This window comes from Variovorax sp. H27-G14 (assembly GCF_046156345.1).
GTDB lineage: Bacteria > Pseudomonadota > Gammaproteobacteria > Burkholderiales > Burkholderiaceae_C > Variovorax.
The window spans coordinates 138,606-164,765 of the sequence record NZ_JAYLVN010000007.1 but is presented as its reverse complement, the minus strand read 5'-3'; the positions used below and the strand labels follow the sequence as shown (position 1 = coordinate 164,765).

Here is a 26,160-nt window from a genome sequence, read left to right as displayed (position 1 = left end):
AAGCCACATGAACCGAAGCTGACTGGCACGCACGGTGCAACTCGGTGGCGCTAGACTCGTTTTTTTGCTTGAAGGACATGGCGTGCGCATATTGCTTGTCGAAGATGACACCGCGTTGGCGGATGCAGTCTGCAGCTACCTGCTGGCCAAGGCCTTCGTGGTCGACGTAGCGCCCAGTCTGGCGGACGCGCGCGGCGCGCTGCTGTCGGTGCAGTACGCGGCGGTGCTGCTCGACCTGCACCTGGGCGACGGGGACGGCCTGTCCCTGTTGCCGCAGGTGCGCGCCCTGCCGGAGCGCCCCATCGTCATCGTGCTGACCGCGCGCGACCAGGTGACCGACCGCATCCGCGGCCTGGATGCCGGCGCGGACGACTACCTCACCAAGCCCTACGACCCGGCCGAACTGCTCGCGCGCCTGCGCGCCGTGGAGCGGCGGCGCAGCAGCCACAGCTCCCCGGTGCTCAAGCTGGGCACGCTCGAAATCGACCTGGCCCACGACATGGTGCGCAAAGACGGCGCGCCCATCACGCTCACCCAAAAAGAGTGGGCGCTGCTGCGCGTGATGGCCACGCGGCCAGAGCGCATTCACACGCGCGAGAACCTGGCCGACGCGCTCTACGGCTTCGGCGACGAGGCCGACAGCAACACGCTGGAGGTGTTCATCAGCCGCCTGCGGCGCAAGCTGGGGCGCAACCACATTCAAACGCTGCGCGGCCTGGGCTACCGCCTGTCGTTCTCCGCGGACGACGACGAATGAACATGCGCCTTGCCCTGGGCGGGCGCGACTCGCTCGCCGGCCGGCTGACCCGCACGCTGATTCTGTGGGTCGGCGGCGTGTGGCTGGTGTGCGTTTTCGCGGTGGTCTGGTATGTGGACCGCGAGATCAACCACAACTTCGACAACGAGCTGGTCGAGGTGTCGCACCGCATGTTCGACATGGCCGTGCAGGAGCTCGACAAGCTGCAGCACGCCGACCCCGTGCAGCAGCGCGACCTGCTCATCGCACCCAAGCAGTTGTTCTCCGAAGACGCGGTGATCTACCAGGTGGTCGACCTGCACGAGCATGTGCTGCTGCGCTCCGCCGAAACCCCCGCGGACACCTTCGACGTGCCGCTGGCCGCCGGCTTTGCCAACAACCCGAGCTGGCGCATCTACACCGTGCGCCACCCCACGCTGGGGCTGTTCTTTCAGGTGGCCGACCCGCTGGACGAACGCCGCCGCGCGCTCAACCGCACACTGTTCGGGCTGATCATTCCGCTGGGCGCGGTGCTGCCGCTGCTGGCGCTGGTGCTTCGCAACGTGGCGCGCACCGAGCTGCGCGTGCTGCAGCAGCTGGCAGGCGAAATCGAAAAGCGCAGCGGCGCCGACCTGAGCCCCATCACCTTGCCCGGCCTGCCGCACGAGCTGCGCTCTGTCGGCGACCACGTCAACCGGCTGCTGGAGCGGCTGTCGCAGTCGCTGGACGTGGAGCGCGCGCTGGCGGCCAATGCCGCGCACGAGCTGCGCACGCCGCTGGCCGCGGCGCGGCTGCGCCTGCAGACGGCGCTGGAGCACGACCTGCGGCGCAACGACGTGCAGGCCGCGCTGGACGCGCTGCGCATCCTGAGCCACCGGGCGGAGAAGCTGCTGCAGCTCTCGCGCGCGGAATCGGGTGCGTCGCTGGCGCGCGCGCCGGTCGACCTGGTGCAGCTGGCGGGCACGGTGGCGCAAGAGTTCTGGCAAGACGCCGACACCAACGAGCGGCTTGCGCTGAAGGTGCCCGACGAGGCCGCGCCGGTCGCGCTGGGCGATGTCGATGCGCTGGCCATCGCGCTGCGCAACCTGGTGGAGAACGGCCTGCGCTACGGCGGCACCGGGCGCGTGGTGATCGAGGTGCTGCCGCCCTGCACGCTGGCCGTGCGCGACTTTGGCGCGGGCGTGAACGCAGAGCAATTGCTCACGCTGCAACAGCGCCACGTGCGCCACAGCTCGGACCGCGCGGGCTACGGGCTGGGCCTGTCGATCGTGGGGACCATCGTGGAGAAGCACAACGCCAGGCTCGTGCTGACGTCGCCGCCCGCGGGGGCGGCGCATGGGTTCGAGGCGCGGATTGTGTTGCAGCAAGCCTGAGCTTCTTCAGCGCGCAGCGGCTTCCTTGCGTGGCACGAAGCCAAAAGAATTGTCGAACCCGAACTGATCCGCGCTGTACATGGCGGACATCTTCTTGACGAGGTGCTGGCGCGCGGCCTTGGGCAGCGCGAAGAAGGTGCTGTTTGCCGTCGTGCTGCGGTCGCCGTCCAGATCGCCCGTGATGGCGTGAATGACGATCTTGCGGCCCTGGTGGAAGGTAAGGAGCTTGATGCCGCCCGAGTAACTGCTGCTGGCAAAGCTCTTGCCGTCAGGCTCGAAGAAGCGATAGACCAGCACCGGCTCGGTCAGCCCGTCGCCGTCGAGGTCTGGGAACTCGATGATTTCTGGAATGAATTTGATGCCGGCGTCGTCCTTGCCCGCAAAGTCACGAATCGCCCATTGCTGCGTCAACGTGTGGTCGTTGCCGACTTTGTAGAGCGTGGCCTGAATGGCGGACGACAACTGCGCTTTCGAAAATTTCAGGTCCTGCTTTTCACCAAGCACCAAGGCGTAGCTGCCCGACTTGTCGGTGAAGCAAAAGCGCTTGAACACAGGCAGCCCGAAGCCGGCTTTCTGCAGCGCGTCGGTGCTCAGGTACGGCGCGTTGGCAGGGCATTCGTTGCTCGCGGGCCTGGTCTGGGCGTGGCCCGATGTGGCCGCCCACGCAAGTGCGGCCAGCGCCAGCAGATTCAGTTTCTTCATTGCATGCCCACCCGCTTGCTCAGTCGCTCACCAGCGTGCGCAGCCAGTCGGGCAGCGCCAGCGCCTTCTGTTTCGGAAAGTCGACCCAGATGGTGGTGGCGCCGCCGGCCGCGCAGATCACGTCGGGCGCTTCCTCGCGGGCCATGGTGCCCCAGCTCTCGAAGGTGGTGCGGCCGGGGTCGCTCACGTACATCTTCAGCAGCACGTTGCCGGGGTATTCGATCTGGCGGTAGAAATTGCAGAAGGCATTGACGATGACCATGCCCTCGCCGCCGGGCTCGGGCTCGAAACCGATGGAGCGCATCCAGTCGATGCGCGCGGTTTCCAGGTAGCGAAAGTAGGTGCCGTTGTTCAGGTGGCCCATGGCGTCCATGTCGCCCCAGCGAATGGCGATGGCCATTTCGTACACGAGCTTTTTCTTTTCGGGAATTTCGATTCTCATCGGTGTGCCTTGATGGATGCGAGGATGCCCAGCACAAACAGCAGCGCCGCCAGCCACTCGGTGGCGTGCGGCCAGCGGCCGTCCCAGGCAAAGGAATAGAGCAGCGCGAACAGGGTCTCGCTGACGATCAACTGGCCGCACAGGCTGGCCGAGAGCCGCTGGCTGGCGATGTTCCACAGAATGGTGGCGAGCCACGCGGAGCCGGCACCGCTGGCCAGCGCAACGGCAATGAAGAGCGTGCCGTCCGGGCGCGACCGCAGCGTGGCCACGTCGCTGCCCGCGACCGCCCAGAGCAGCAAGGCGCCGAGCCCGGTGACAACGCCCAGCCAGTTGGCCCAGTCGGTCGCGTTGAGTTCGGTATGGCGCTGCAGCCAGGCGGCGTTGAGCAGGCCGTACACGGTCCAGCTCACCATGGCGGCCAGCGCCAGGGCAATGCCCCAGCCGAAGCGCGCGCCGCCTCCATTGCCGGTGCCTGTGCCGGTGCCTTGCTGCGCGGACCAGGCGCCGTACACCATCAGCGCGATGCCCGCGCCCGTGAGCAGCAACCCGGGCAACAGCGTTCGCATGCGCAGGTCCGCGGGCCGGCCGAGCAACATCATCCAGATGGGAATCGTGCCGATGATGAGGCTGGGCACCTCGGTGCCCGCCGCCTTGATGCCGAAGGCCAGCAGCAGGTAGTAACCACTGAAGCCCAGCACGCTGAGGCCGAGTGCCGCCAGCGCCTGCTGCCGGCTGGGCCAGCGCGAGGCGGCCGGCCGTGCGAACACCGCGAGCCCGGAGACGGCACCGAACACCAGGAAGCGCGCGGCGGTGATGTCCACCATGGCGAAGTGCCCCACCATGCGCGGCGCCACGAACACCAGCCCCCAGAGCGCGCCCGCGCCCAGGCCGGCGGCAATGCCGGTCCAGGCCCGCGGACTCAGAGTGCGAACCCGTCGTCGGCCGCAATGACGGCACCGTTCACAAAATGACTCTGCCCGCTGGCCAGCAGCACGATCAGGCCGTCCAGGTCTTCGGGCTTGCCCACGCGCTTGCGCGGCAGCATGCCGACCAGCTTGGCGCCGGCTTCGGTGGACCAGTGCTCCCGGTTGAGCTCGGTGGCGATGTAGCCGGGGCACAGCGCGTTCACGTTGATGCCGAAGCGCCCCCACTCCAGCGCCATGGCCTTGGTCATCTGCACCACCGCGGCCTTGCTCATGCAGTAGGTGCCGATCTGCGGCATGACCTTCAGCGCCGCCGACGAGGCGATGTTGATGATGCGTCCGCCAATGTAGGTGCCCGGCGCCGTGCCCTTGGCGCGCGCCAGCATGCGCTTGGCCACCTCTTGCGCGACGAAGAAGGAGCCCTTCACGTTGGTGTCGAACACGTAGTCGTAGTCGTCGGGCTGCACGTCCTGCAGGCGCTGCGTGGTGCTCACGCCGGAGTTGTTGACCAGCACGTCGATGGGGCCGACCTCGGTCTCGGCGCGGGCGACCGCGGCCTTGATGCTGCCGTGGTCGGTCACGTCGAGCTCGACCACGTGGGCGTCGCCGCCCTCGCCTTCGATGCGCGCGCGCAGCTCCTTGAGCTTGTCGACGCGGCGGCTGGCCAGCACCACGGCGGCGCCGGCGCGCGCCAGCGTTTTCGCGAACTGGGCACCCAGCCCGCTGGAGGCGCCGGTGACAAAGGCCACGCGGCCGGAAAGATCGATGCTGTAGGCCATGAACTTGAATCCCGTGAGTCGCGAAGGTGACGCGGAGGTTGAGGCGAGGTGGAGTGAAAGGGTGGGGAGCGCCGGGCCTGAGGCGCTGTGCAATCCGCGCTCATGGATGACAGGGGCTGCTGCTGGACGCCGCATAAAATGCCCCGCAATCCGGGATGCAAAGCCCCGCGCCTCGAAAAATCATTATCGACCCAACCCACATGACGCACGACGAAATCCTCGCCCAGTTCGGCCCTCGGGAAGCCATGGAATACGACGTGGTCGTTGTCGGCGGCGGCCCGGCCGGCCTGTCGACCGCAATCCGGCTGAAGCAGCTTGCCGCACAGAACGAGAAAGAAATTTCGGTCGTGGTGCTCGAGAAGGGCTCCGAGCCCGGCGCGCACATTTTGTCGGGCGCCATCATGGACCCGCGCGCGCTGAACGAGCTGCTGCCCAACTGGAAGGAGCTGGGCGCGCCGCTGAACCAGCCGGTGACCGACGACGCCATGGTGTTCCTGGGTGAAAAGTCGGGCCTGCGCACGCCCAATGCGTTTCTGCCGGCGTGCTTCCAGAACCACGGCAACTACATCATCAGCCTGGGGGCCTTCACCAAGTGGCTGGCGCAGCAGGCCGAGAACCTGGGCGTGGAAATTTTCCCCGGCTTCCCGGCCGCCGAGGTGCTCTACAACGAAGACGGCTCGGTGCGCGGCGTGGCCACCGGCAACATGGGTGTGGGCAAGGACGGCGAGCCGACCGAAAACTTTCAGCTGGGCATGGAGCTGCTGGGCAAGTACACGGTGTTTGCCGAAGGCGCGCGCGGCCACCTGGGCCGCCAGCTGATCGCCAAGTACAAGCTCGACGAAGGCAAGGACCCGCAGGCTTACGGCCTGGGCGTGAAGGAGGTGTGGGAGATCGACCCGCAGCGCCATCAGCCCGGCTTTGTGCTGCACACGGCCGGCTGGCCGATGAAGAGCGACACCTACGGCGGTGCGTTCCTGTATCACATGGAGGACAACAAGGTCACCATGGGCTTCATCACTGGTCTGGACTACAGCAACCCGTACCTGAGCCCGTTCGAGGAAATGCAGCGCTGGAAGCTGCACCCCAACATTCGCTGGTATCTGGAAGGCGACGAGGCCAAGGGCATCAAGCCGGCCAAGCGCATCGGCTACGGCGCGCGCGCGATCACGGCGGGCGGTCTGCAGTCGTTGCCCAAGACGGTGTTTCCGGGTGGCGCGCTGGTGGGTTGCGAGGCGGGCTATTTGAACGTGAGCCGCATCAAGGGCAGCCATGCCGCGATCAAGACGGGCATGCTGTGCGCGGAAGCGGCCTTCGACGCGGTGCAGGCGGGTCGTCAGCATGACGAGCTGGTGGCCTACCCGGCCGCGTTCGAGAAGAGCTGGTTGCATGTGGAGCTGAAGAAGGCCCGCAACTTCAAGGCCTGGTTCAAGAAGGGCTTGGGCGTTGCCACGTTGATGAACGGTATCGAACAATGGCTGTTGAAGGGCAACATTCCTTGGACGCTGCGCCGCACGAAGGCGGACCATCTGTACCTGAAGCCGGCGGCGGAGTGCAAGCCGATCGTGTACCCGAAGCCGGACGGCAAGCTCACGTTCGACCGGCTCTCCAGCGTGTTCATCAGCAACACGAACCATGAAGAGCAGCAGCCGGCTCACCTGACGCTGAAGGATGCGACGGTGCCGGTGAACATCAATCTGGCGAAGTACGCGGGGCCGGAGAGCCGTTATTGCCCGGCAGGTGTGTACGAGTTCGTGGGCACGGAAGACGGCAAGCAGCGTCTGCAGATCAATGCGCAGAACTGTGTGCACTGCAAGACCTGCGACATCAAGGACCCGACGCAGAACATCGTGTGGGTTACGCCTGAAGGTGGTGGCGGGCCTAATTACGTGGGCATGTAAGGCGGCGTTTGTTTTGCAAGAGCCCTCTTCGGAGGGCTTTTTTGTTGGCGGGGGTTTTGTTCAGGGCTCTTGTTCAGGGCGCGTGCACAGGCCGCCGGGTACTCCCCTCCGCGAATGTCCCCCGCTTCGCTCCTCCTTTATTTCGCTGCGTGGAGCACCCGACGCCCTGTGCACAGGGCACGCTCTGGGTGCTCGCTGATCAACCAGTGCTCTGAACACGCTCACGTCGATGGGGTGCTCCCCGCAGCGAAATAAAGGAGGAGGGGCGAAGCCCCGGGGGACATTCGCGGAGGGGAGCACCCCGTCGGCGTGAGCGTCGCCCCAGTTCTTCACCAACCCGACCCCGAGCTCACTTGGACGACCGCATCAACCGCAGCCCATTGGCCACCACCAGCAGGCTGGCCCCCATGTCGGCGAACACAGCCATCCACATGGTCGCGCTGCCGAACACGGCGAGCACGAAGAAGACCACCTTGATGCCCAGCGCCAACGAGATGTTCTGCCACAGCACCGCATGCGCACGGCGCGACAGCCGAATGGTCTCGGGAATGCGGCGCAGGTCGTCGTTCATGATGACCACATCGGCCGCCTCCATCGCCGTGTCCGTGCCCGCACCACCCATCGCGAAACCGATGTCGGCCTGCGCAAGCGCCGGGGCGTCGTTGATGCCGTCGCCGGTCATCGCAGCAGCGCCGTAGCGCTGCTGCATCGCCTTGATGGCTTCGAGCTTTTCTTCGGGCAACAGGTTGCCGCGCACATCCTCGATGCCCGCATGCGCGCCGATGGTCCTGGCGGTGGCCACGTTGTCGCCTGTGAGCATGACGGGCACCACGCCCAACGCCAGCAACTCGGCCACCGCCGCCTTCGACGACGGCTTGATGGTGTCGGCCACCGCGAACAGCGCGAGCACGGCCGTGCTTGAGGCCAGCAGCGTGACGGTGCGGCCGGCTTCTTCATGGGTCTTCAGCTCGGCCTCGAGCGCCGGGGTGCACAGCCCGCGCTCTTCGATCAGGCGGTGGTTGCCGAGCACATAGGCCTGGCCCGCCACTGTCGCCTGCACGCCGCGGCCTGGCAGCGCGGTGAAGTCGCCTGCCTCCTCGCGCGGGCCCGGCAGCCCTTGTGCGATGGCCTTGGACACCGGGTGGTCCGAGCGGCCCGCAATGCTCGCGGCGGTGGCGAACACTGCGGCTTCGTCGTGCGACGTGTCGAGCAGCAGCGAGGCCACCAGCTTGGGCTTGCCTTCGGTGAGGGTGCCGGTCTTGTCGAGCGCAATCGCCTTGAGCTTGCGCGCCTCTTCAAGGTACGTTCCGCCCTTGATGAGAATGCCGCGCCGCGCGGCCGAGGCCAGGGCGCTCACCACGGTGACGGGCGTGGAAATGACCAGCGCGCACGGGCACGCGATGACCAGCAGCACCAGCGCCTTGTAGAGCGCCTGCAGCCAGGTCCAGTCCATGAACAGCGGCGTGAACACGGCCACGGCCAAGGCCAGCACGAACACGGTGGGGGTGTAGATGGACGCGAAGCGGTCGACGAAGCGCTGCGTGGGCGCGCGCGAGCCCTGGGCCTCTTCGACCGCGTGGATGATGCGCGCGAGCGTGGTGTTCGACGCCACGGCCGTCACGCGAAACTCCAGCGCCGCGGTCTGGTTGATGGTGCCGGCGAACACCTGGTCGCCCACGGTCTTGTCGACCGGAATGCTCTCGCCGGTGACCGGTGCCTGGTCGATGGCGCTTGCGCCCGCGGTGACGATGCCGTCGAGCGGCACGCGCTCGCCGGGGCGGATGCGGGCCACGGCGTCCAGCGGAACGGCGTTGGCCATCACGGCCAGCCAGCTGCCGTCGGGCTGCTTCACCTCGGCCTGCTCGGGCGCCAGCGCCAGCAGGCTCTGAATGGCGTTGCGCGCGCGGTCCACGGCGCGGGCCTCGATGAGCTCTGCAATGGCGTACAGCGCCATCACCATCGCGGCCTCGGGCCACTGGCCGATGACGAAGGCGCCGGTGACGGCCACGGCCATCAGGGCGTTGATGTTCAGGCGCCCGCGCACCAGCGCGGCAAAGCCCTTCTTGTAGGTGTCCAGCCCCGCCAGGCCGATGGCGGCCAGCGCCAACCCCATCTCCACCGCCATGAAGGCCTTGCCCTCGAAGCCCATGAAGGAGATGGACTCGGCCGCGACGGCCAGCACCAGCGCGGCGATGAGGCGCACGAGCCCCACACTCATGCCCGCGATTTGCGCGGGCGCGGCGGCGGCCTGGGTGCCGGAGGCGGGGCCGCCTGCGGCGTTCAACGGCTCGGGCTTGAATCCGGCCTTGCGAATGGCGGCCAGCGCTTCGGGCAGTGCGCCGTCGTCGGTGGTGATGGCCATGGTGCGCTCGCCGAGCCGAAAGCGCAGCGCCTTCACGCCTGCAACGGGCTCCAGCGCGCGGCGGATTTCCGACTCTTCGACGGCGCAGTCCATGGTGGGAATGCGAAAGAGCAAGGCGCCCTTGGGCACGTCGGTGGCATCGGGTGCGAGGGGGATCGGGCCTTGTGCGCTGCTGCTGCCGCAACAGGCGTCAGCGGCATGTGAATGGGCATGCGCTGCGGGACTGGGTGCGTGGTCGTGCGCGTGATCCTCACCATGCGAATGCACATGGGGCGCATGGGGAGCGTGTGTGGCGGGCTGCTTCAAGGCGTTCTCGTTCGTCATGAAGCCAATTGGAAACCCTGAAGCAGGTGTAGAGTCAAACGCTCTTTTCCATCCTTCATTTGCCGCATCATGAAAATCGGAGAACTGGCCAAGGTCACGAACACGCCGGTCGAAACCATCCGGTACTACGAGCGCGAGCAACTGCTGCCCGAGCCCGCGCGCACCGACGGCAACTACCGCATCTACGACGAAGACCACGCACAGCGGCTGGGCTTCATCCGGCGCTGCCGCTCGCTGGACATGACGCTCGACGAAATTCGCAGCCTGCTGAAGTTTCGCGACGCCCCTCAGGAAGACTGCGGCCAGGTCAACCAGCTGCTGGACGACCACATCGGCCACGTGGCCGCGCGCATCGCGGAACTGAAGACGCTGGAGAAGCAGTTGAAGGCTTTGCGGCTGCAATGCGGCGGGCCGGAGTCGGCGCAAAGCTGCGGCATTCTCCAAGAGCTGGACACCGCCGCGCTCACGCCCGAAGGCTTCAGCCAGCATGCCGGCCATGTGCACGGCGCGCTGCATGCGCAGCCCAAGCGCGGCGCCTGACGCACGCGCGGCGCAGCCTCCTACGCAGGGGTAAATCGCCCCCTGATTCGCCCCATTTTCTGGAGCAAATGCACCAGGCCATCTGGTGCATACGCAGCTGTTTCGCAGCGCGGTGCAAACCTAACATTCCTTTCACCAGGCACTTTCGCCTGTGCATTTCTCGAAAGGAATTCGCCATGAACAAGAACACCGTCGACGGCACGCTCAAGCAGGTCAAGGGCTCCGTGAAGGAAGCGCTGGGCAAGGTCACGGGCAACGAAAAGCTCGAGGCCGAAGGCGCCACGGAAAAGGTCGCGGGCAAGGCCCAGCAAGCCGCCAAGGACCTGGCCGACAAGGCACACGGCGACAAGTAACCGCGCGCCGCACCCTCCCCCACTGAGCACACCGAAACAAGGAACCCGAAAAATGTTCGAACGAACCGAAGGCGCAATGCAGAACATTGCAGGAAAGATCCAGGACGCCGTGGGCAGCGCCACCGGCAACGTCGGCACGCAGATCGAAGGCAAGGCACGGCAAGTGGCGGGCCGCACGCAGCAGGGCTACGGCGAGGTGCTGGCCCAGTTGCGCAGCGCGGCGCGCACCAGCCCCATCGCCACGTTGGCAGTGGTGGCGTGCGTGAGCTTTGTCGCCGGCTCGCTGTGGACGCGGCGCTGAGCGCACAGCCCAACCCGCGCACCTCACTCGCTTGCAGAACATTCAGGGAATCAACAACATGAACACCACCACCCTCGTTGCGGCCGATGTGCCGCTTCACTCGCGCCATTGGCCGTCTCGCGTCTCCTGGGGCGCCGTCTTCACAGGGCTGTTTCTGGCACTCGCGACCTACCTGTTTTTGGGCGTGCTTGGCACGGCCGTGGGCTCGGGCGCCATCGACGCGCTGGGCGATCGCAACCCGCTGGCCGGTTTTGGCACGGGCACCGGGCTGTGGGTCGGCGCGTCCACGCTGATCGCACTGGCCGTGGGCGCCTTCTTTGCCGGGCGCACCGCGCCGGGCAAGGGCATCCTGCACGGCGTGCTGTGCTGGGCGGTGACCACGCTGGTGACGGTCTATGCCATTTCGTCGCTGGCCGGCGGCGTGATCGGCGCGGCATCGGGCGTGGCAAGCACGGGTCTCTCGCTGGCAGGCAAGGGCGTGGCGGCGGCTGCCCCCGCGCTGGCCTCCGGCGTGAAAGACCAGTTGCAGAAGAACGGCATCGACTTCGACCTGTCGGACGCACGCGCCCAGCTCGAAACCCTGCTGCGCCAGACCGGCAAGCCCGCGCTCGACCCCGACAAGCTGAAGGCCGACGCCCGCGCCGCAGCCACCGACGGCAAGGCGACCGCAGGTGACGCGGCCACCACGCCGCAGACCTCGGCCGACGACCTGGCCGCCTTCTTCGACCGCATGCGCCAGAAGGCACAGCCCGGCATCGATGCAGCCGACAAGGAAGCCCTGGTCAACATCATTGCCGCGCGCACCGGCAAGAGCCATGCAGAAGCCGAGCAGGTGGCCAACAACTACGAGCAGAGCTTCAACCAGGCGGTGGCCAAGTACAACGCGCTGAAGCAGCAGGCCGAGCAGAAGGCCCGCGAGGCCGGCGACGCTGCAGCCAAGGGCGTGAGCCATGCGGCATGGGCCGGCGTGATCGTGCTGCTGCTGGGTGCGCTGGTGTCGGCCGGCGCGGGCTTCATGGGCCGTCGCAGCAGCCTCGACTGACCAGCACTTGCCGCTGAAAGTACCGCATCGCGCAGACGGGTTCTCCGGATTCTCCGGGTTCTAATGTCGCGCATGCGGGCTTTCCGCGGTTTCGGATGTACACACATGAACGACCGCGTTCTACACACGCAGACCGACAGGCGGCAACTGCAGCAGATCATCACCGGGCTGACTGAAGGCGTGATGCTGGTCGAGCCCGACCAGCGCATCGTGTGGGCCAACGAGGCCGCACTGAAGATGCACGGCGTGGTCAGCGTGGCCGAACTGGGCGGCGACGTCACCCAGTACCGCGAGCGCTTTCGCCTGCGCTACCGCAACAACCATCCGTTGCTGGAAGGCCAGTACCCCATCGAGCGCGTGATTGCCGGCGAGTGCTTCAGCGACGTCATCGTCGAGGTGTTTCCGGCGCACGACGAAACAGTGAACTGGGTGCACCGCGTGCGCAGCCTGGTGCTGACCAACAGCGACGGCGAGCCCGACTGCCTGGCGCTCATCCTGCATGACGCCAGCGAGTGGGCCAGCGCGGAGAACCGCTTCGAGAAAACCTTCAATGCCAACCCGGCGCCCGCGGTCATTTGCCGGCTGAGCGACCAGCGCTACATCAAGGTCAACCAGGGCTTTCTGGAAATGACGGGCTATGTGCGCGAACAGGTCATCGGCCGCTCTGTGTACCAGCTCGACGTTTTCGAGAGCGCCGACAAGCGCGACCTGGCCGTGGAGCGCCTGGGCGAAGGCGGCACCATTCCCCAGATGGAGGCCGAACTGCGCCTGCCCGACGGCGGCCACAAGCCGGTGGTGGTGGCGGGCCAGCCGATCGACATCGGCGAAGAGGCTTGCATGCTCTTCACCTTCATGGACCTGGAGCCGCGCCGCAAGGCGGAGAGCACGCTGCGCCAGAGCGAGGAACGGTTTCAGAAGGCGTTTCGCATGCTGCCCGTGCCCAGCGCGGTGCTGGCGGCGGAAGACCTGACGCTGCTCGACATCAACGAGGCGTTCACCGCGGTCACCGGCTATGCGCCCGAAGACGTGGTCGCGCGCAGTGCGGACACGGCCGGCATCTGGCTGGGCGATGCGCGCCAGGCCATTGCGGCCCAGCTGGCGCAAAGCGGCAGCGTGCGGGCGGCGGAGTTTCGCGTGGGGCGCAAAGAGGGCGAGCCCATCGACTGCTTGGTGTCCGCCGAGACCGTGACCATCAACTCCCAAGTCTGCGTGCTGATGGCCTGGCTGGACATCAGCGACCGCAAGCGCTCCGAGCTGGAGCTGGTGAGCGCCATCGAGACAGTGATGAAAGACGCCTCGTGGTTCAGCAAGTCGCTGATAGAGAAGCTGGCCAACGTGAAGCGGCACAACGAACCGGGCCGCACCGCCCACCTGAACGACCTGACCCGGCGCGAGCGCGACGTGTTCGACGCGCTGTGCGAAGGCCGGGCCGACAAGGACATCGCCAGGCACCTGGGCATGGCGCTGAGCACGGTGCGCAAGCATGTGGCGGCGGTGTACGCCAAGCTCGACGTGCACAGCCGCGGCGCGGTGGTGCTGTGGGCACGCGACCACGGCTACTTTGTGGGGCGCGGGGCCTCGCAGGCGGACTGACCGCGCAGGCCTGGGGCCTGGGTCTACATGGGCTCTATTTGCCCACGAGCTGCGTGAGCTTTTCCGCCTCGAAGCTCTCGTCGCGCGCCGCGTCGCACGGCACGCAGTCCTTGGTGCCCGGCTGCGCCGACAGCTTCTCGATGGCTTGCCACAGCAGCGCAATCTGGTGCTCCTGGCTCGACGCGTTGTCGATCAGCCCGCGCATCGCCTGGCTCAGCGGATCGTCCTCCTGCGTGATGCCGTAGGCGGTGAACTTCTGCGGCGCCGCCACGTCGGCGCTTTCGCCTGTCTTGGACAGGATGATTCGCGCGGGAATGCCCACCGCCGTCGCGCCCGCCGGCACCGGCTTGATGACCACCGCGTTGCTGCCGATCTTGGCCCCGTCGCCCACCAAAAACCCGCCCAGCACCTTGGCCCCGGCGCTCACCACCACGTTGCGGCCCAGCGTCGGGTGGCGCTTGGCGCCCTTGTAGAGCGACGTGCCGCCCAGCGTCACGCCCTGGTAGATGGTGCAGCCGTCGCCAATCTCGGCGGTCTCGCCCACCACCACGCCCATGGCATGGTCGAAGAACACCTGCTGGCCGATCTTGGCGGCCGGGTGAATCTCGATGCCCGTGAGCCCGCGCGCGCAGTGCGCAATGAAACGGGCCGACCACTTGAAGCCATGGTTCCAGCACGCGTGGGCCCAGCGATGCAGCACCACGGCATGCAGGCCGGGGTAGAGCGTGAGCACCTCCCAGGCGCTGCGGGCGGCCGGGTCGCGTTCGAGGATGCACCGGATGTCGGCGCGCAGGCGAGAGAACATCGCTGCCTTTGTTTTCGTTATATCGATAGGGGGCGCGCAGTCTATAACCCGCTGCCATTGCGTACACGCAATGGGGGTTTAAGAAGCGTTCAGTGCCTCAGGCGCCTTCGGTGCCGGAGCCGCCGCGTGGTGGCCGCGTGGCGTCGCTCATGGCCTTGGCGATGCCGCGCAGGATGTGAATTTCTTCCGGCGTGGGTTGGGCCCGGTTGAAGAGCTGCTGCAGCCGCGGCATGAGCTTCTTGGGCGCATCAGGGTCCAGAAAGCCGACCTCCACCAGCGAGCGCTCCCAGTGGTCGAGCATGCCGGCCACCGCCTGCGCGTCGGCCGCCTGCACCGGTGCAATGGCCTCGCGCACCCCGTAGCCGCCCAGCGCCAGGCGCCATTCGTAGGCCACCACCTGAATGGCCGCGCCCAGGTTCAGCGAGCCGAATTTCGGGTCGGTCGGAATGGTGAGCGCCACGTTGCAGCGGTAGACGTCTTCGTTTCGCATGCCAAAACGCTCGGAGCCGAACAGAAAGGCGACGTGCTGGTCGCCCTGCTTGCCCAGCGGCTCCAGGTGCTCGCGTGGGGTGCGCGTGGGCGGGCCGAAGTCGCGCGAAATCATGGCCGTGGCGCACAGGTGGGTGATGCCGTCGAGGGCTTCGTCCAGCGTCTCGACGATGCGGGCGTTGGTGAGCACGTCGAGTGCGCCGCTGGCGCGCTGAATGGTTTCCTCGCGCCGCAGCACATTGGCCCAGCGCGGCGCCACCAGCACGAGGTCGTCGAAACCCATGGTTTTCATGGCGCGGGCGGCGGCGCCCACGTTGCCGGCATGGCTGGTCTGAATCAGGATGAAGCGGGTGCGCATGGGGATTGGGGAGACACGAACGGGCGGACCCGGTAAAATCCGTCGATTCTCGCCGCCCGCATCGCCGGGCTGCCCATAAAGGGGGCGCCAGCCCCATCTTCGTTCTTCTCACAATCCAATGTCGTCCCCCAACCTGCATCCCATGCTCAATGTGGCCGTCAAGGCCGCACGCGCCGCCGGCGCGATCATCAACCGCGCTGCCCTCGACGTCGAGGCCGTGCGCATCTCCCAGAAGCAGGTCAACGACTTCGTTACCGAAGTCGATCACGCCAGCGAGAAGGTGATCATCGAAACGCTGCTTGGCGCATACCCGGGGCACGGCATCCTGGCCGAAGAATCGGGCACCGAACACGGTGCCAAAGACTCCGATTACGTCTGGATCATCGATCCGCTGGACGGCACCACCAATTTCATTCACGGCTTCCCCGTGTACTGCGTGTCCATTGCGCTGGCCGTGCGCGGCAAGGTCGAGCAGGCTGTGGTGTACGACCCGTCGCGCAACGACCTGTTCACCGCCACCAAGGGCCGCGGCGCCTACATGAACGAGCGGCGCATCCGCGTGTCCAAGCGCGTGAAGCTCAGCGAGTGCCTCATTTCCACCGGCTTCCCGTTCCGCACCGGTGACAACTTCAAGCAGTACCTGGCCATCATGGCGGACATGATGCCCCGCATGGCCGGCCTGCGCCGCCCCGGGGCCGCCGCGCTCGACCTGGCCTATGTGGCAGCCGGCTTCACCGACGGCTTCTTCGAGACCGGCCTGAACCCCTGGGACGTGGCCGCGGGTTCGCTGCTGGTGACCGAGGCCGGCGGCCTGATGGGCAACTTCACGGGCGAGCCCGACTTTCTGGAACAGCGCGAATGCCTGGCCGGTGCACCGCGCATCTACGGCCAGCTGGTGCCGTTGCTGGCCAAGTACTCCAAGTTTGCGAACGTGGACGACAAGCTGCGCGCCAGCGACCGCGTGCGCGCCGTGTCCGCCTCGACCAAGGCCAACCCCGAAGACGCGTCGGTCGACCTGTACGCCCGCAGCACCGTGGTCGACTTTGCCGATGCACCGGCCGACGGCGCGGCCCCGGCCGCACCTGTCGCACCCCCCGCGCCGCGCAAGCTCACCCGCATCCGTCGCGACGCGCCCACCGCCGGTGGCCCCTTCGAGGGCGACGCTTCCGCCAAGTGATGCTGGGGCCCCACGCCGCGGCACGGTTTCGTGCCGCTCTGCGCATCGCACTGAGCCACTACGTTGCGAGCGGGCTCACCGTGGCGCTGGGGCTGCTGTTCATCTCGGGCGGCATGCACCTCTGGCTGGGCACGCTGGCGGCCTCCGCCGCCGCCACCGGCGTGATCGTTACCGCGCCGCCCGACCTGCCCGGCCCGCGCCGCGGCAAGTTTCTGCAGATGCTGCCGGCACCGCTCATCGGGCTGCCGCTGTTCTTTGCGGTGCAGATGCTGCACACGGCGCCCATCCGCCTCGGGCTGCTGCTGGTGCCCGCCACCTTCATGGCGTTTCTGGCCATGGCCTGGGGCAAGCGGGGCATCCCCATCGCCATTGCGGTGATGTTCTCGATGATCTTTTCCATGGCCACGCAAACGCCGCGCGACCTGGCCGACGCGCTGGAGCGCACCTGGCACTTTGGCCTGGGCGCGGGCCTGTACGTGGTGTGGGCCACGCTGGCCAACCTGGTGCTGAACGGGCGCTTTCGCACGCAGTCGGTGGCCGACGTGCTGTATTCGCTGGCCGCGCTGATGCGCACCGAGGCCGGCCAGTTTTTGCCGCAGGACGAAACCCGCGACGTGCGCGACACCCCTGCTCCCCTGCTGGGCCAGTTGCTGCGTGAACAGGCCGCGCTGGCCGATCAGTTGCAGGCCACGCGCGACATCGTGCTGGAGTCGCCCCGCACACCGCGGCGCCAGCGCCTGGCCGCGATGCTGGTGATCGTGCTCGAAATGCGCGACCAGTTGCTGGCCAGCGAGCTCGACCTCGACACCCTGCGCGCCCACCCGGCGCATGCCGAGGCGCTGATCGAGATGCGCACCGTGCTCGAGGAGCTGTCCGACGAAACCATTGCGCTGGCCGACGCCTTGCTGATGCGCCGCCACCCCCCGGCCGTGCCCGACCGCCGACCGCGGCTCGCGGCCATTCATGTGACGGCCGACGACAGCGCCAACATGCGCACGGGCGGCGGCAACCTAGGCAACAGCGGCCACGTGGGCCCTACAGCCGCCATGCTCGCGCGCGGCCTGGCCAGCCGCATCGGCCACATCAACGACGAGGTGCTGCGCCTGTCGGCCATGGCGCGTGGCGACGTGGAGCCCAACCTGGCCGTGGTGCGCGCCAACTGGCAGATGTTCGTGAGCCCGACCGACTGGTCGTTTCGCCCCTTCTTCACGCTCTGGCGCTGGGACCAGCCGCCGCTGCGCCACGCCATTCGCGCCGCGCTGGCCATTGCCGCGGGCTACGGCATCGCGGTGTCGATGCCCTGGGGCTCGCACGACTACTGGATCCTGCTGACCATCGTGGTGGTGCTGCGCGGCAGCCTGTCGCAAACGCTGGAGCGGCGCAACGCGCGCGTGGCCGGCACGCTGCTGGGCTGTGTGCTGGCGGTGGGGTTGCTCTCGGGCCATCCGTCGGCGCTGGCGCTGCTGGTGATCGTGACCGTTGCACAGGCCATTGCGCACAGCTTCGCGGTGCGCCGCTACCTCATCACCGCGGTGGCCGCCACCGTGCTGGGCCTGGTGCAGGCGCACATGCTGAACGTGGGCGTGGCGCCCATCTTCGCGCTGTTCGAGCGCATTGCCGACACGCTCATCGGCGCCACGCTGGCCTGGGGCTTCTGCTACGTGCTGCCCTCGTGGGAGCGCACGCAACTGCCGGCACTGGTGGCGCGCGTGCTCACCGCGCAGGCGCGCCATGCACGCCTGGCGCTGGGCCTGGGTCAGTTGCAGGCCGTGGACAGCAGCCCCGAGCTCGAATGGCGCCTGGCGCGCCGCGAGGCCTACGACAGCCTCTCCGCGCTGGTGCAGGCCACGCAGCGTTCGCTGTCCGAACCGCGCGCGGTGCAGCCGCCGCTGGAGCCGCTGGAACACCTGCAGGCCCACAGCTACCAGCTGCTGGCGCAACTGAGCGCGGTGAAGTCGATGCTCGTGCTGCGGCGCGACCGCCTCACGCCGGCCGACGTGGTGGGGCCCATCAGCCGCACGTCGCAACGAATCGAAGCCGCCATTGGAACTCTGCCCACCACCGGGCCCTCTCACCCCGAGAGCACGGGCTCGACCACGGTCGGTGGCCCGATTCCCCTTCCCGACCCGTTCGACAACGACATCAGCCCCTGGCTGCTGCGCCGGCTCGACCAGGCCACGGCACTTGCCACGCAGCTGCGCGACGACGCGGCGCGCATTCTTCAACCTCTGAACGAGACAACCGAACAAGCAAAGACGACCACCGCCTGATGACCAAAGAGATACTTGCCCACCCCTGGTTCGGCACATGGGTTGCCGCCCTGATCGCAGTTCCCCTTTCTCTTCTCGCGCACCGCATCGGTGGCATGGTGTTGAGGCGAATCACCCGCCCGGCCCCGACCATCCACACGATGGTGGTCAACTGCAACGCCGCTGCGCGCTTCGTGCTGCCGCTGCTGGCGCTCAACGTGGTGTGGCAGGGCGCGCCCGACGACCTGCGCTTCATCGGCAACGTGCGCCACGTTACCGGGCTGCTGCTCATTGCGTCGACCACCTGGCTGGCGGTGAAGGCCATCAGCGGTTTTGCCGACGGCGTGCTGGCGCAGAACCCCTCCGACGTGTCCGACAACCTGCAGGCGCGCCGCGTGCTCACGCAGACCCGCGTGCTGGCGCGCACCGCCGCCACAGTGGTGCTGGTGGCCGGCGGCGCCATGATGCTCATGACCTTTCCGGGCGCACGCCAGGTGGGTGCGAGCCTGCTGGCATCGGCGGGTGTCATCGGCATCGTGGCAGGCCTGGCGGCCAAGCCGGTGTTCAGCAACCTCATTGCCGGCCTGCAGATTGCGCTGGCTCAGCCCATTCGCATCGACGACGTGCTGGTGGTCGAGGGCGAATGGGGCCGCGTGGAAGAAATTACCGGCACCTTCGTGGTCATCAAGATCTGGGACGAGCGCCGGCTGATATTGCCGCTGACCTACTTCATCGAGAAGCCGTTCCAGAACTGGACCCGGCATTCGTCGCAACTGCTGGGCGCGGTGTTCATCTACGCCGACTACGGCATGCCGCTGGCGCCGCTGCGCGAAGAGGTGGAGCGCATCGTGAAGGCCGCGCCCGAGTGGGACGGGCGCTTTTTCAACCTGCGAGTGACCGACGCCACCGAACGCACCATGCAGGTCCGCGTGCTGTGCACCGCCGCCACATCTGCCCTGGCCTTCGATCTGCGCTGCAGCGTGCGCGAAGGGCTGATCGACTTCATGCAACGCGAGTACCCGCAATTTCTGCCGAAGATGCGCATCGAGAGCGACGGCGCGCAGGAGCGTGAGCAACCCAGGCCGATGGCCGGCCCGCAGCAGGCCTCGGCCTGACCCAAGCCTTGAAGCCGCCGCCCGCGCCTGAAACGGAAAGCCGACCCGCGCGGCATTCCGCTTTCACGCGCGCGTTGCTCTACGGCTTTGCACTGCTGTGCCTGCTGCTCGGCCTGATCGGCGTGGTGGTGCCCGGCATGCCGACCACCGTGTTCATCCTCTTGGCCGCCTGGGCCGCCGCGCGCAGCTCTCCGCGGCTGCACGGCTGGTTGCTGCGCCACCGCCTGTTCGGCCCGCTGCTGCACAACTGGGCCAACGGCCGCACCGTGAGCCGCCGCGCCAAGTGGAGCGCAACGGTCACGATGGCGGCGTGCGCGGTGATCGTGTCTTTCACGGCGCACCGCGCATGGCTCGCGGTGCTGGCCATCGCCTGCATGGCGACGGTGCTGGCGTGGCTGTGGTCGCGGCCTGTGCCGGCTTCCACCTGAAAGCGGCAGGGCTGGCCCAAGGGCCTAAGCCCCGTCCGGCGCCGACACCGCGCGCGCTTCAATCGGCACCGACATGACGATCGACGTGCGCGTTTCGCCCAGGTGGTTGATGCTGCTCACGAAGGCTTCCAGGTGCTCGATGTCGCGCGCAATCACCTTCAGCACGTAAGAGTCCTGCCCCGTCACGTGCAGGCATTCGAGCACCTCGCTCTTGCCCTTGAGCAGCTTCAGCAGGCGTGCCTTGTCGGGCTGCGCGGTGGTGATGCCGACCAGCGCGGTCACGGTGTAGCCGACCTGGCGCGGCGGCACCACCGCGCGGTAACCGGCAAGCACGCCGGCCTCTTCGAGCCGCTTCACGCGCTCCGAGGTGGAAGGCACCGACAGGCCGACCTCCTTCGACAGCGCCGTCAACGAGGTGCGTGCGTCGGCCTGAAGCACGCCCAGAATCTGCCAGTTCTTGCTGTCGATTTCCATGAATTTCAGGTGAGAGTGCCTTGCAGGCTTTGAATTTCAGGCAAACACCGTGTTCCGCCTGTGCTTGCCCATTCTCTCCAATGAAGCGGCGCCAGACAATTCAGCCATGGACTTCGCACTCTTTCTCAAGGCCCTGGTGATTGGCCTTTCCATTGCCGCACCGGTCGGCCCCATCGGTCTGCTGTGCATCCAGCGCACGCTGGCGCATGGCCGCGCCATCGGATTTTTCAGCGGCCTGGGCGCCGCGCTGGCCGATGCGTTCTATGGCGCCATCGGCGCGCTGGGCGTGTCTGCGGTCATCTCGACGATGGTGGCCGCGCGCGTGCCGCTGGCGCTCGGTGGCGCGGCCTTTCTTGCGTGGATGGGCGTGCAGTTGTTGCGCGCCCCCGTCGCTACCGCGGCCCGACCGGCGCAGGACGCCGCCACGCCGCTGAAGGCGATGCTGTCGGTGTTTGTGCTGACGCTGGCCAACCCGATGACCATCCTGTCGTTCATTGCGGTGTTCGCGTCCATCGCGACCACGCATGTGGGCAGTGCCGGTGCCGCGGCCACGATGGTGCTCGGCGTGTTCCTGGGCTCCGCGCTGTGGTGGCTCGGGCTGTCGACGGCGGTGGGGTCGGTGCGGCACAAGCTGGGGGCCGGTGCCATGCGCTTCATCAACCGGCTGTCGGGCGTGGTGCTGCTGGCCTTTGCGGCTTGGCAGATCACGAGCTTGCTGATGCGCTGATGCGCTGACCGGGCCGTGAAGTTGCGCGCGGCGCTGACTGCGCAGGCTCCGGCTCGGGTCCGCTATGGGCCGCCGCGTCGCATCGGCGGCAGCGCCAGGTTGGTCACCGCGCGCAGCAGCCACTCGACCGGCCCGTAGACAAAGCGGCGCATCCACCAGCGGCTCAGCACCAGCTGGCACGCGAAGATCGCGAACGCAATCGCCGTGGCCGCGAGCGGGCCGACCGTGCCGATCCACCGCAGCCCGTAGGCCAGAAAGAGCCACGCGCACACCAGCGACTGCCCCAGGTAGTTCGACAGCGCCATGCGCCCCGCCGGTGCCAGCCAGGCTTCGACGCCACGGCCGCGCGGCGTTTGCATCAGCAGCACCAGCCCTGCCCCATAGGCGGCGGCCAGGAACGGCCCAGTCAACAAAGTTGCGGAAAGGCCGTAGATCTCGCGGATGGTGCTGTCCAACCGCACCGACGGCCACGCATAGACCGCCGCGCCGGGCAGCCCGATGACCAGCCCCCACACGCACACCCGCCTGAAGAACGCGCGGTGCGCGCCGGCACTGGCGTCTTCCAGCAACCCGCGCCGCCCGGCGACGAAGCCCGCGAAGAACATGGCCAGCGCGGTCGGTGCCTGCACCAGCCCCGTGATCCACCAGATCTGCATGAGCTCGCGCACGTGCTGCGCGATCACCGTGGCCGGCGTTGCGCGGTAGGCCGCCAGCGCGCGGGCTGCCTCGGCATAGGCGCCGCGCGTGTCCGATGCAATGCCGTTCGCCACCAGCAGGTAACCGATGCCGGCCCACAGCAACGCAGTGGTCAGCACCAGCCCCACGGCCAGGCGCAGCAGCCACACATCGCGGCACCGGCGCAGCATCAACAGCGCCAGGCCGATCACGGCGTAGGTGGTCAGAATGTCCCCGTGGTACAGCAGCACGCCGTGCAGCAGGCCGAGCACCCACAGCGCCAGCAGCCTGCGCGCCATGCGCGGCGCAAACCGCTTGCCGTCGCGTTGCGCGGCCTGCATCTGCAGCATGAAGCTGTAGCCGAACAGGAACGAGAACAGCAGGTAGAACTTGGTCTCGAACACGAAGGTGCGCACGAACGACGCACCGCGCTCCACCACAGACAGCGCCATCGGGTCGGGCACGCCCGCGCCGTAGTAGGTCGATGAAAAGGTGGCGATGTTGACCACCAGAATGCCCAGCAGCGCAAAGCCGCGCAACGCGTCGACGAGCGACTGGCGCTGCGGGGCAGGTGTGCTCATCAGCCGGCCAGCAGTGCGTCGATGTGGGCGCGCGCGCCCTGGTCGTCCAGTGCCTCGCGCGGGTTGATGCGCATGTCGAAGGCCTTCAGGCACTGGTCGAGCGCGCTGAGTGCGGCGTCGTCGTCCTTCACGCAGAAGATGTAGGCGTTCTCGAAGGGCAGCAGGTCGACCAGCCGCAGGCCGTGGGGCTTGAGCGCCGAGTTGATGTGCTCCAGAAACGGCAGCTCGTACTGCAGCATGGAAGGGTCGACGCTGGCCTGCGACCAGTCGATGTGCTGCATGAGGTCGATCACAAAGCCCGCGTTGTAGGCCGACAGGTCCACATCGGCCAGCGAGCGCAGCGCGGGCACGCCGCCGAAGTATTCCTTCCACTCTTCGTAGACCACCAGGCCTTGCTGTTCGAGGTGGTCCGCAAGCCACTGCAGCACGTCGAGCTGGCCGGTGCCCTGGGGCGCTTGCGCGCGCAGCGGCTGGGGGTCGAACTGGGGAACGCTGCGGGTCAGCGCGTCGATGAGCTTGTCGATGTCTTGCATGTCTTTTGTTAACGGTTAACTTGGCCAGCGCGCTGAGCCAAAAGCGATGAGGCAACCGGGAACTCTAATCGCACGCAGGGCGCACTTCGATCACCGATACTCCTGCCCTTCAGAAAAAAGCCGCAGCCGCGGCAAGAGGGAGAAGCAAATGATTTTTGTCTGGTCGGGTCTCGGGTTTCTGGTGGTGCCCATCGTGTTCATCACCTCCATGGCGGTCACGCTGGTGCTGGAGAAATTGCTCGGCGTCATCGGGCACGGCGAGTGGCTGACGACGGCCATCGGGTTCGGCATTCTGGCGGGCGCGGCCGCCAACTGGTTCATCGGCAGCAAGCTCAACAGCAAGCCACCGCGCGAGCTGATCGACCCCAAGACCCACGAGACGGTGCTGATCTACAAGCGGCACAAGTTCTTCTGGGTTCCGATGCAGTACTGGTCGGTGCCAGTGGTGGCCATCTCGCTGCTGGTGCTGTTCTCGCAGAAGAGCCATGCGGCGCCGCCGGCCCGCACCGATGCGCCGCCGGCGTTGCAGGCACTCATCGAATGCAAGGGCTCGGCAGCGGGCATTCCGGCCTACGCCGACAGGCTGGAAGCAGGCACGCTCCCAGGCTGGACGAAGAGCCCCGCGCTCAGCGGTTTCATGTCCGAGGTGTGGCACCTGCCCAAGCCGATCACCGTGGCGGGTTTCACGGTGCAGGACGTGCGCTTCGGCAGCCACGAGCTGGGCAACTATTCGGTGCACGCCGTGACCGACAGCACCGACCTGGACGCAGTGGCGAAACAGCTGCGCCTGCGCGGCGTCGACGGCCGGGGCATGGCACGCGAAGCAGGCAAGGGCGCATGGACGGTGGCCGGCACGCTCAAGGGGCGCGTGGAAGTGGGCTGCGAGTACCCGAACCCGCGCATCGCCAACTGAGGCCCGCCGCGGACAGCGTAAGGCTCGTCAGCCCTTGCGCCGGCCCACGATGCCGCGAATCTCCTCGATCAGCAGCCGTGCACCCTCGCCCAGCTCGCCCGCCTCCGCCGTGCGCCGCACCGTGAGGCCCACCGGGCCTTCGGTGCTCGCGGTGTCGATGGCCACACGCTTCAGCTCGCCGCGCGCAAGCAGCCCTTCCACCGCGCCCTGCGGTGCGAACCACACGGCCTCCGAACGCTGCAGCAGGCCGACCACGAAGCTGGTGTCGGTCGCCTCCACCACACGGTTGGGCAACGCCATGCCTTGCGCAATGAGAAACGCGTCCGCCGTGTGCCGGATCAGCGTGCCCGACACCGGCAACACCAGCGGGTAGGCAGCCAGTGCGTCCAGCGTGGGCTTGCGCCGCGACGCCAGCGGATGGCCCGGGCGCACCACCAGCCGCAAGGGCTCGCTGTACAGATGCTCGAAGGCCAGGTCGGCCATGGCCGAGGCCTGCGCGAGCCGGCCCAGCACCAGGTCGATTTCGCCCTGACGCAGCTGCGTCATCAGTTGCGCGTTGGTGCCGCTCACCACGCGCACGCGCAGCGACGGGTGGGCTGCGTGCAGCAGTGCGACGGCTTCGGGCAGCAGCTCGCCCGCCATGTTGGGCAGCGCGCCCACGGCCACGCGCAGCTGGTCGGCCTCGGGCTGGTCCATCGCCAGGCCCAGGCCTTCGCGCAGGCCGCGCAATGCAGAGACGGCATGGCGCACCAGCACCTCGGCCGCGGGCGTGAGCTCCACGCCGCGGCGCCGGCGCAGCAGCAGTTGCCGGCCGACGATTTCTTCGAGCTCCGCCACCGTCTTGGACACCGCCGGCTGCGTGAGCGACAGCGCCTTGGCCGCGCGCACCAGGTTGCGCTCTTGCGCGACCATCACCAGGCACTGCAGATGGCGCAGCTTCAGGCGCGCAAAGTTCATGGCTGACATGGGGTTTCCGTAGGGCGGGGCATCTTTCAAATATAACGAGAGGGAATACCTGGCGGAAGAGCTTTCAGTTGTGCCCGCCGCGCCACCCTTCTAGAGTTGCTGCAACAACGCACAAAGAGAGACACATGACCCCCGCTTTTCTGAACGCCTTCGGCGGCACGCGACGCCGCCTTGCACTGGGCGCCCTCGCCACTTGCGCCACCTGCGCCGCGCTGTCCTTGGCGAACGTGGCCGTCGCGGCCGATGCGCCCACCCCAGCCTCCCCGGCCTACCCGACCAAGGCCGTGAAGTTCCTCACCAACTTCCCCGCCGGCGGTCCCATCGACATCTTGGGCCGCGCGCTGGCCGACGCGCTGCAAAAGGACCTGAAGCAGCCCTTCATCGTCGACAACCGCCCCGGCGCGGGCGGCAACATCGGCGCCGACCTGGTCGCCAAGAGCGCGGCCGACGGCTACACCGTGCTGCTGGGCATCGACAGCACCTTCACCATCAACCCGCACCTGTACGCGTCGATGCCCTTCGCCGCCAAAGACCTGAAGCCGCTGATGATCTTCAGCTCTTCCGGCCTGAGCTTTGGCGTGGCTTCCGGCGTGAAGGCGAAGACGCTGCCCGAGTTCATCACGCAGGCCAAGGCAGAGCCCGTGACCTTCAGCTCGGCCGGCAACGGCAGCCCCGGCCACATTGCCGCGGAGATCTTTGCCACCGAGACCGGCGCCAAAATCACCCATGTGCCCTACAAGGGCAACGCGCCGGCCGTGCTGGCGCTGATGGGCAACGAGGTGCAGGCCGGCATTCTGGCCACGCCAGGGCTGCTGCCCCAAGTGCAGGCGGGCAAGCTGCGCGCGCTGGCCGTCACCGGCAAGCAGCGCTCGCCGCTGCTGCCCGAGGTGCCCACCGTGGGCGAGCTGGGACTGAAGGGCCTGGAGTTTGAGGTGCTCTACATCGCCATGGTGCCGGCCGCCACGCCCGAGCCCGTGATGCAGACGCTGCGCCAGTCGCTGCAAAAAGCCATGGCCCTGCCGGAGATCAAGTCGCGCCTGGCCTCGCTCGACATGGTGGCGCTGGCGGAAACCGGCAGTGCGGCCAGCGAACACCTGGCCGCGAGCCAGGCACGCTACGGCCGCATCGTGAAAGCAACAGGCATGAAGGTCGATTGAGCGCGCGCTAATGCCTTCGGGTTAATACCGGCTGAATCAGGGCAATGGTTGATTTGATCAATCGAATGCCCGGTCTACAGAATCGTCGGCAACCGCGAGCCTCGCGGTCACACTCACCGGCCAACACCCGACCGACGACAAGGAA

At 67.4% G+C, this 26,160-nt stretch carries 26 protein-coding genes; 15 read left to right on the top strand and 11 right to left on the bottom strand.

The window, feature by feature from the left end; translation table 11 throughout:
• Positions 1-82 precede the first annotated feature (82 nt).
• Together VLK31_RS18750 and VLK31_RS18745 are read left to right on the top strand one after the other, a co-directional pair.
• Positions 83-757, top strand: coding sequence for a response regulator transcription factor (locus tag VLK31_RS18750; RefSeq protein ID WP_409169935.1), 675 nt, complete (start codon positions 83-85; stop codon positions 755-757).
• Positions 754-2,109 (top strand): sensor histidine kinase, encoded by a 1,356-nt coding sequence (locus VLK31_RS18745; protein ID WP_409169934.1) that lies wholly within the window; start codon positions 754-756, stop codon positions 2,107-2,109. Before VLK31_RS18750 ends, VLK31_RS18745 begins: the two co-directional genes overlap by 4 nt.
• A 6-nt stretch (positions 2,110-2,115) precedes the next feature.
• Here the strand turns inward: VLK31_RS18745 and VLK31_RS18740 are convergent, their stop codons facing one another.
• Genes VLK31_RS18740 through VLK31_RS18725 form a run of 4 tightly spaced genes read right to left on the bottom strand, consistent with a single transcriptional unit; the run spans position 2,116 to position 4,955 of the window.
• Positions 2,116-2,811, bottom strand: coding sequence for a M949_RS01915 family surface polysaccharide biosynthesis protein (locus tag VLK31_RS18740; RefSeq protein ID WP_409169933.1), 696 nt, complete (start codon positions 2,809-2,811; stop codon positions 2,116-2,118).
• A 19-nt stretch (positions 2,812-2,830) separates the two neighbouring features.
• Positions 2,831-3,253 (bottom strand): acyl-CoA thioesterase, encoded by a 423-nt coding sequence (locus VLK31_RS18735; protein ID WP_409169932.1) that lies wholly within the window; start codon positions 3,251-3,253, stop codon positions 2,831-2,833.
• Positions 3,250-4,152, bottom strand: coding sequence for a DMT family transporter (locus tag VLK31_RS18730; protein WP_409170039.1), 903 nt, complete (start codon positions 4,150-4,152; stop codon positions 3,250-3,252). The genes VLK31_RS18735 and VLK31_RS18730 overlap by 4 nt, the downstream gene beginning before the upstream one ends.
• A gap of 20 nt (positions 4,153-4,172) precedes the next feature.
• Positions 4,173-4,955 (bottom strand): SDR family oxidoreductase, encoded by a 783-nt coding sequence (locus VLK31_RS18725; RefSeq protein ID WP_409169931.1) that lies wholly within the window; start codon positions 4,953-4,955, stop codon positions 4,173-4,175.
• 200 nt (positions 4,956-5,155) lie between these two features.
• Between VLK31_RS18725 and VLK31_RS18720 the strand changes: the two genes are divergently transcribed.
• A complete protein-coding gene (locus tag VLK31_RS18720) occupies positions 5,156-6,853 on the top strand; it encodes an electron transfer flavoprotein-ubiquinone oxidoreductase (RefSeq protein WP_409169930.1) in 1,698 nt (565 codons plus the stop codon).
• 349 nt (positions 6,854-7,202) lie between these two features.
• Here VLK31_RS18720 and VLK31_RS18715 read toward each other — a convergent pair whose 3' ends face one another.
• Positions 7,203-9,539, bottom strand: a complete 2,337-nt coding sequence (locus tag VLK31_RS18715) for a heavy metal translocating P-type ATPase (RefSeq protein WP_409169929.1) — start codon at positions 9,537-9,539, stop codon at positions 7,203-7,205.
• Positions 9,540-9,608: 69 nt separating this feature from the next.
• On the opposite strand from VLK31_RS18715, the gene cadR reads away from it, so the two are divergent.
• The 5 genes from cadR (at position 9,609) to VLK31_RS18690 (ending at position 13,368) form a co-directional block, all read left to right on the top strand.
• A complete protein-coding gene (cadR, locus tag VLK31_RS18710) occupies positions 9,609-10,079 on the top strand; it encodes a Cd(II)/Pb(II)-responsive transcriptional regulator (protein ID WP_409169928.1) in 471 nt (156 codons plus the stop codon).
• Between the two features lie 176 nt (positions 10,080-10,255).
• Positions 10,256-10,432: a CsbD family protein gene (locus tag VLK31_RS18705; protein WP_409169927.1), complete on the top strand. Its 177-nt coding sequence runs from the start codon at positions 10,256-10,258 to the stop codon at positions 10,430-10,432.
• 52 nt (positions 10,433-10,484) lie between these two features.
• A complete protein-coding gene (locus tag VLK31_RS18700) occupies positions 10,485-10,733 on the top strand; it encodes a CsbD family protein (protein ID WP_409169926.1) in 249 nt (82 codons plus the stop codon).
• A 58-nt stretch (positions 10,734-10,791) separates the two neighbouring features.
• Positions 10,792-11,775 (top strand): hypothetical protein, encoded by a 984-nt coding sequence (locus VLK31_RS18695; protein ID WP_409169925.1) that lies wholly within the window; start codon positions 10,792-10,794, stop codon positions 11,773-11,775.
• A gap of 105 nt (positions 11,776-11,880) precedes the next feature.
• On the top strand, positions 11,881-13,368 hold the full coding sequence (locus VLK31_RS18690) for a PAS domain S-box protein (RefSeq protein ID WP_409169924.1): 1,488 nt from the start codon (positions 11,881-11,883) through the stop codon (positions 13,366-13,368).
• A 34-nt stretch (positions 13,369-13,402) separates the two neighbouring features.
• Here VLK31_RS18690 and cysE read toward each other — a convergent pair whose 3' ends face one another.
• Both cysE and VLK31_RS18680 read right to left on the bottom strand, forming a co-directional pair.
• A complete protein-coding gene (gene cysE, locus VLK31_RS18685; protein ID WP_409169923.1) occupies positions 13,403-14,173 on the bottom strand; it encodes a serine O-acetyltransferase in 771 nt (256 codons plus the stop codon).
• Between the two features lie 97 nt (positions 14,174-14,270).
• A complete protein-coding gene (locus VLK31_RS18680; RefSeq protein WP_409169922.1) occupies positions 14,271-15,020 on the bottom strand; it encodes an RNA methyltransferase in 750 nt (249 codons plus the stop codon).
• A 118-nt stretch (positions 15,021-15,138) separates the two neighbouring features.
• Here VLK31_RS18680 and VLK31_RS18675 point away from each other — a divergent pair, with 118 nt between their 5' ends.
• The 4 genes from VLK31_RS18675 to VLK31_RS18660 are packed head-to-tail and all read left to right on the top strand — an operon-like array spanning position 15,139 to position 19,989.
• Positions 15,139-16,197, top strand: coding sequence for an inositol monophosphatase family protein (locus tag VLK31_RS18675; protein WP_409169921.1), 1,059 nt, complete (start codon positions 15,139-15,141; stop codon positions 16,195-16,197).
• Positions 16,197-18,467 (top strand): FUSC family membrane protein, encoded by a 2,271-nt coding sequence (locus VLK31_RS18670; protein ID WP_409169920.1) that lies wholly within the window; start codon positions 16,197-16,199, stop codon positions 18,465-18,467. Before VLK31_RS18675 ends, VLK31_RS18670 begins: the two co-directional genes overlap by 1 nt.
• Positions 18,467-19,561: a mechanosensitive ion channel family protein gene (locus tag VLK31_RS18665; protein WP_409169919.1), complete on the top strand. Its 1,095-nt coding sequence runs from the start codon at positions 18,467-18,469 to the stop codon at positions 19,559-19,561. The genes VLK31_RS18670 and VLK31_RS18665 overlap by 1 nt, the downstream gene beginning before the upstream one ends.
• A gap of 8 nt (positions 19,562-19,569) precedes the next feature.
• Entirely contained in the window at positions 19,570-19,989 is a 420-nt protein-coding gene (locus VLK31_RS18660; RefSeq protein ID WP_409169918.1) for a YbaN family protein, read from the top strand.
• A gap of 24 nt (positions 19,990-20,013) precedes the next feature.
• Here VLK31_RS18660 and VLK31_RS18655 read toward each other — a convergent pair whose 3' ends face one another.
• Complete coding sequence (locus VLK31_RS18655) at positions 20,014-20,463, bottom strand: Lrp/AsnC family transcriptional regulator (RefSeq protein ID WP_409169917.1); 450 nt, start codon at positions 20,461-20,463, stop codon at positions 20,014-20,016.
• Between the two features lie 106 nt (positions 20,464-20,569).
• Between VLK31_RS18655 and VLK31_RS18650 the strand changes: the two genes are divergently transcribed.
• The gene (locus tag VLK31_RS18650) at positions 20,570-21,190 is read left to right on the top strand and encodes a LysE/ArgO family amino acid transporter (protein ID WP_409169916.1); all 621 of its coding nucleotides are present in this window, start codon (positions 20,570-20,572) and stop codon (positions 21,188-21,190) included.
• A 62-nt stretch (positions 21,191-21,252) separates the two neighbouring features.
• Here the strand turns inward: VLK31_RS18650 and VLK31_RS18645 are convergent, their stop codons facing one another.
• Both VLK31_RS18645 and VLK31_RS18640 read right to left on the bottom strand, forming a co-directional pair.
• Positions 21,253-22,446, bottom strand: a complete 1,194-nt coding sequence (locus tag VLK31_RS18645) for a DUF418 domain-containing protein (protein WP_409169915.1) — start codon at positions 22,444-22,446, stop codon at positions 21,253-21,255.
• Entirely contained in the window at positions 22,446-22,979 is a 534-nt protein-coding gene (locus VLK31_RS18640; protein WP_409169914.1) for a hypothetical protein, read from the bottom strand. The genes VLK31_RS18645 and VLK31_RS18640 overlap by 1 nt, the downstream gene beginning before the upstream one ends.
• A gap of 148 nt (positions 22,980-23,127) precedes the next feature.
• On the opposite strand from VLK31_RS18640, the gene VLK31_RS18635 reads away from it, so the two are divergent.
• Complete coding sequence (locus tag VLK31_RS18635) at positions 23,128-23,892, top strand: hypothetical protein (protein ID WP_409169913.1); 765 nt, start codon at positions 23,128-23,130, stop codon at positions 23,890-23,892.
• 27 nt (positions 23,893-23,919) lie between these two features.
• On the opposite strand, the gene VLK31_RS18630 is transcribed toward VLK31_RS18635, so the two are convergent.
• The gene (locus tag VLK31_RS18630) at positions 23,920-24,858 is read right to left on the bottom strand and encodes a LysR substrate-binding domain-containing protein (protein ID WP_409169912.1); all 939 of its coding nucleotides are present in this window, start codon (positions 24,856-24,858) and stop codon (positions 23,920-23,922) included.
• Between the two features lie 125 nt (positions 24,859-24,983).
• On the opposite strand from VLK31_RS18630, the gene VLK31_RS18625 reads away from it, so the two are divergent.
• Positions 24,984-26,015 carry a Bug family tripartite tricarboxylate transporter substrate binding protein gene (locus VLK31_RS18625; protein ID WP_409169911.1) on the top strand — a complete coding sequence of 344 codons (1,032 nt, stop codon included), beginning with the start codon at positions 24,984-24,986 and terminating at the stop codon, positions 26,013-26,015.
• Positions 26,016-26,160: the final 145 nt, after the last annotated feature.

What these genes read in the sequence shown, in the direction of transcription:
- VLK31_RS18745 (WP_409169934.1), top strand. Translation starts at nt 754, where the DNA reads ATGAACATGCGCCTTGCCCTGGGCGGGCGCGACTCGCTCGCCGGCCGG.
- VLK31_RS18740 (WP_409169933.1), bottom strand. Translation starts at nt 2,811, where the DNA reads ATGAAGAAACTGAATCTGCTGGCGCTGGCCGCACTTGCGTGGGCGGCC.
- VLK31_RS18735 (WP_409169932.1), bottom strand. Translation starts at nt 3,253, where the DNA reads ATGAGAATCGAAATTCCCGAAAAGAAAAAGCTCGTGTACGAAATGGCC.
- VLK31_RS18725 (WP_409169931.1), bottom strand. Translation starts at nt 4,955, where the DNA reads ATGGCCTACAGCATCGATCTTTCCGGCCGCGTGGCCTTTGTCACCGGC.
- VLK31_RS18720 (WP_409169930.1), top strand. Translation starts at nt 5,156, where the DNA reads ATGACGCACGACGAAATCCTCGCCCAGTTCGGCCCTCGGGAAGCCATG.
- VLK31_RS18715 (WP_409169929.1), bottom strand. Translation starts at nt 9,539, where the DNA reads ATGACGAACGAGAACGCCTTGAAGCAGCCCGCCACACACGCTCCCCAT.
- cadR (WP_409169928.1), top strand. Translation starts at nt 9,609, where the DNA reads ATGAAAATCGGAGAACTGGCCAAGGTCACGAACACGCCGGTCGAAACC.
- VLK31_RS18705 (WP_409169927.1), top strand. Translation starts at nt 10,256, where the DNA reads ATGAACAAGAACACCGTCGACGGCACGCTCAAGCAGGTCAAGGGCTCC.
- VLK31_RS18700 (WP_409169926.1), top strand. Translation starts at nt 10,485, where the DNA reads ATGTTCGAACGAACCGAAGGCGCAATGCAGAACATTGCAGGAAAGATC.
- VLK31_RS18695 (WP_409169925.1), top strand. Translation starts at nt 10,792, where the DNA reads ATGAACACCACCACCCTCGTTGCGGCCGATGTGCCGCTTCACTCGCGC.
- VLK31_RS18690 (WP_409169924.1), top strand. Translation starts at nt 11,881, where the DNA reads ATGAACGACCGCGTTCTACACACGCAGACCGACAGGCGGCAACTGCAG.
- cysE (WP_409169923.1), bottom strand. Translation starts at nt 14,173, where the DNA reads ATGTTCTCTCGCCTGCGCGCCGACATCCGGTGCATCCTCGAACGCGAC.
- VLK31_RS18680 (WP_409169922.1), bottom strand. Translation starts at nt 15,020, where the DNA reads ATGCGCACCCGCTTCATCCTGATTCAGACCAGCCATGCCGGCAACGTG.
- VLK31_RS18675 (WP_409169921.1), top strand. Translation starts at nt 15,139, where the DNA reads ATGTCGTCCCCCAACCTGCATCCCATGCTCAATGTGGCCGTCAAGGCC.
- VLK31_RS18670 (WP_409169920.1), top strand. Translation starts at nt 16,197, where the DNA reads ATGCTGGGGCCCCACGCCGCGGCACGGTTTCGTGCCGCTCTGCGCATC.
- VLK31_RS18665 (WP_409169919.1), top strand. Translation starts at nt 18,467, where the DNA reads ATGACCAAAGAGATACTTGCCCACCCCTGGTTCGGCACATGGGTTGCC.
- VLK31_RS18655 (WP_409169917.1), bottom strand. Translation starts at nt 20,463, where the DNA reads ATGGAAATCGACAGCAAGAACTGGCAGATTCTGGGCGTGCTTCAGGCC.
- VLK31_RS18650 (WP_409169916.1), top strand. Translation starts at nt 20,570, where the DNA reads ATGGACTTCGCACTCTTTCTCAAGGCCCTGGTGATTGGCCTTTCCATT.
- VLK31_RS18645 (WP_409169915.1), bottom strand. Translation starts at nt 22,446, where the DNA reads ATGAGCACACCTGCCCCGCAGCGCCAGTCGCTCGTCGACGCGTTGCGC.
- VLK31_RS18640 (WP_409169914.1), bottom strand. Translation starts at nt 22,979, where the DNA reads ATGCAAGACATCGACAAGCTCATCGACGCGCTGACCCGCAGCGTTCCC.
- VLK31_RS18635 (WP_409169913.1), top strand. Translation starts at nt 23,128, where the DNA reads ATGATTTTTGTCTGGTCGGGTCTCGGGTTTCTGGTGGTGCCCATCGTG.
- VLK31_RS18630 (WP_409169912.1), bottom strand. Translation starts at nt 24,858, where the DNA reads ATGTCAGCCATGAACTTTGCGCGCCTGAAGCTGCGCCATCTGCAGTGC.
- VLK31_RS18625 (WP_409169911.1), top strand. Translation starts at nt 24,984, where the DNA reads ATGACCCCCGCTTTTCTGAACGCCTTCGGCGGCACGCGACGCCGCCTT.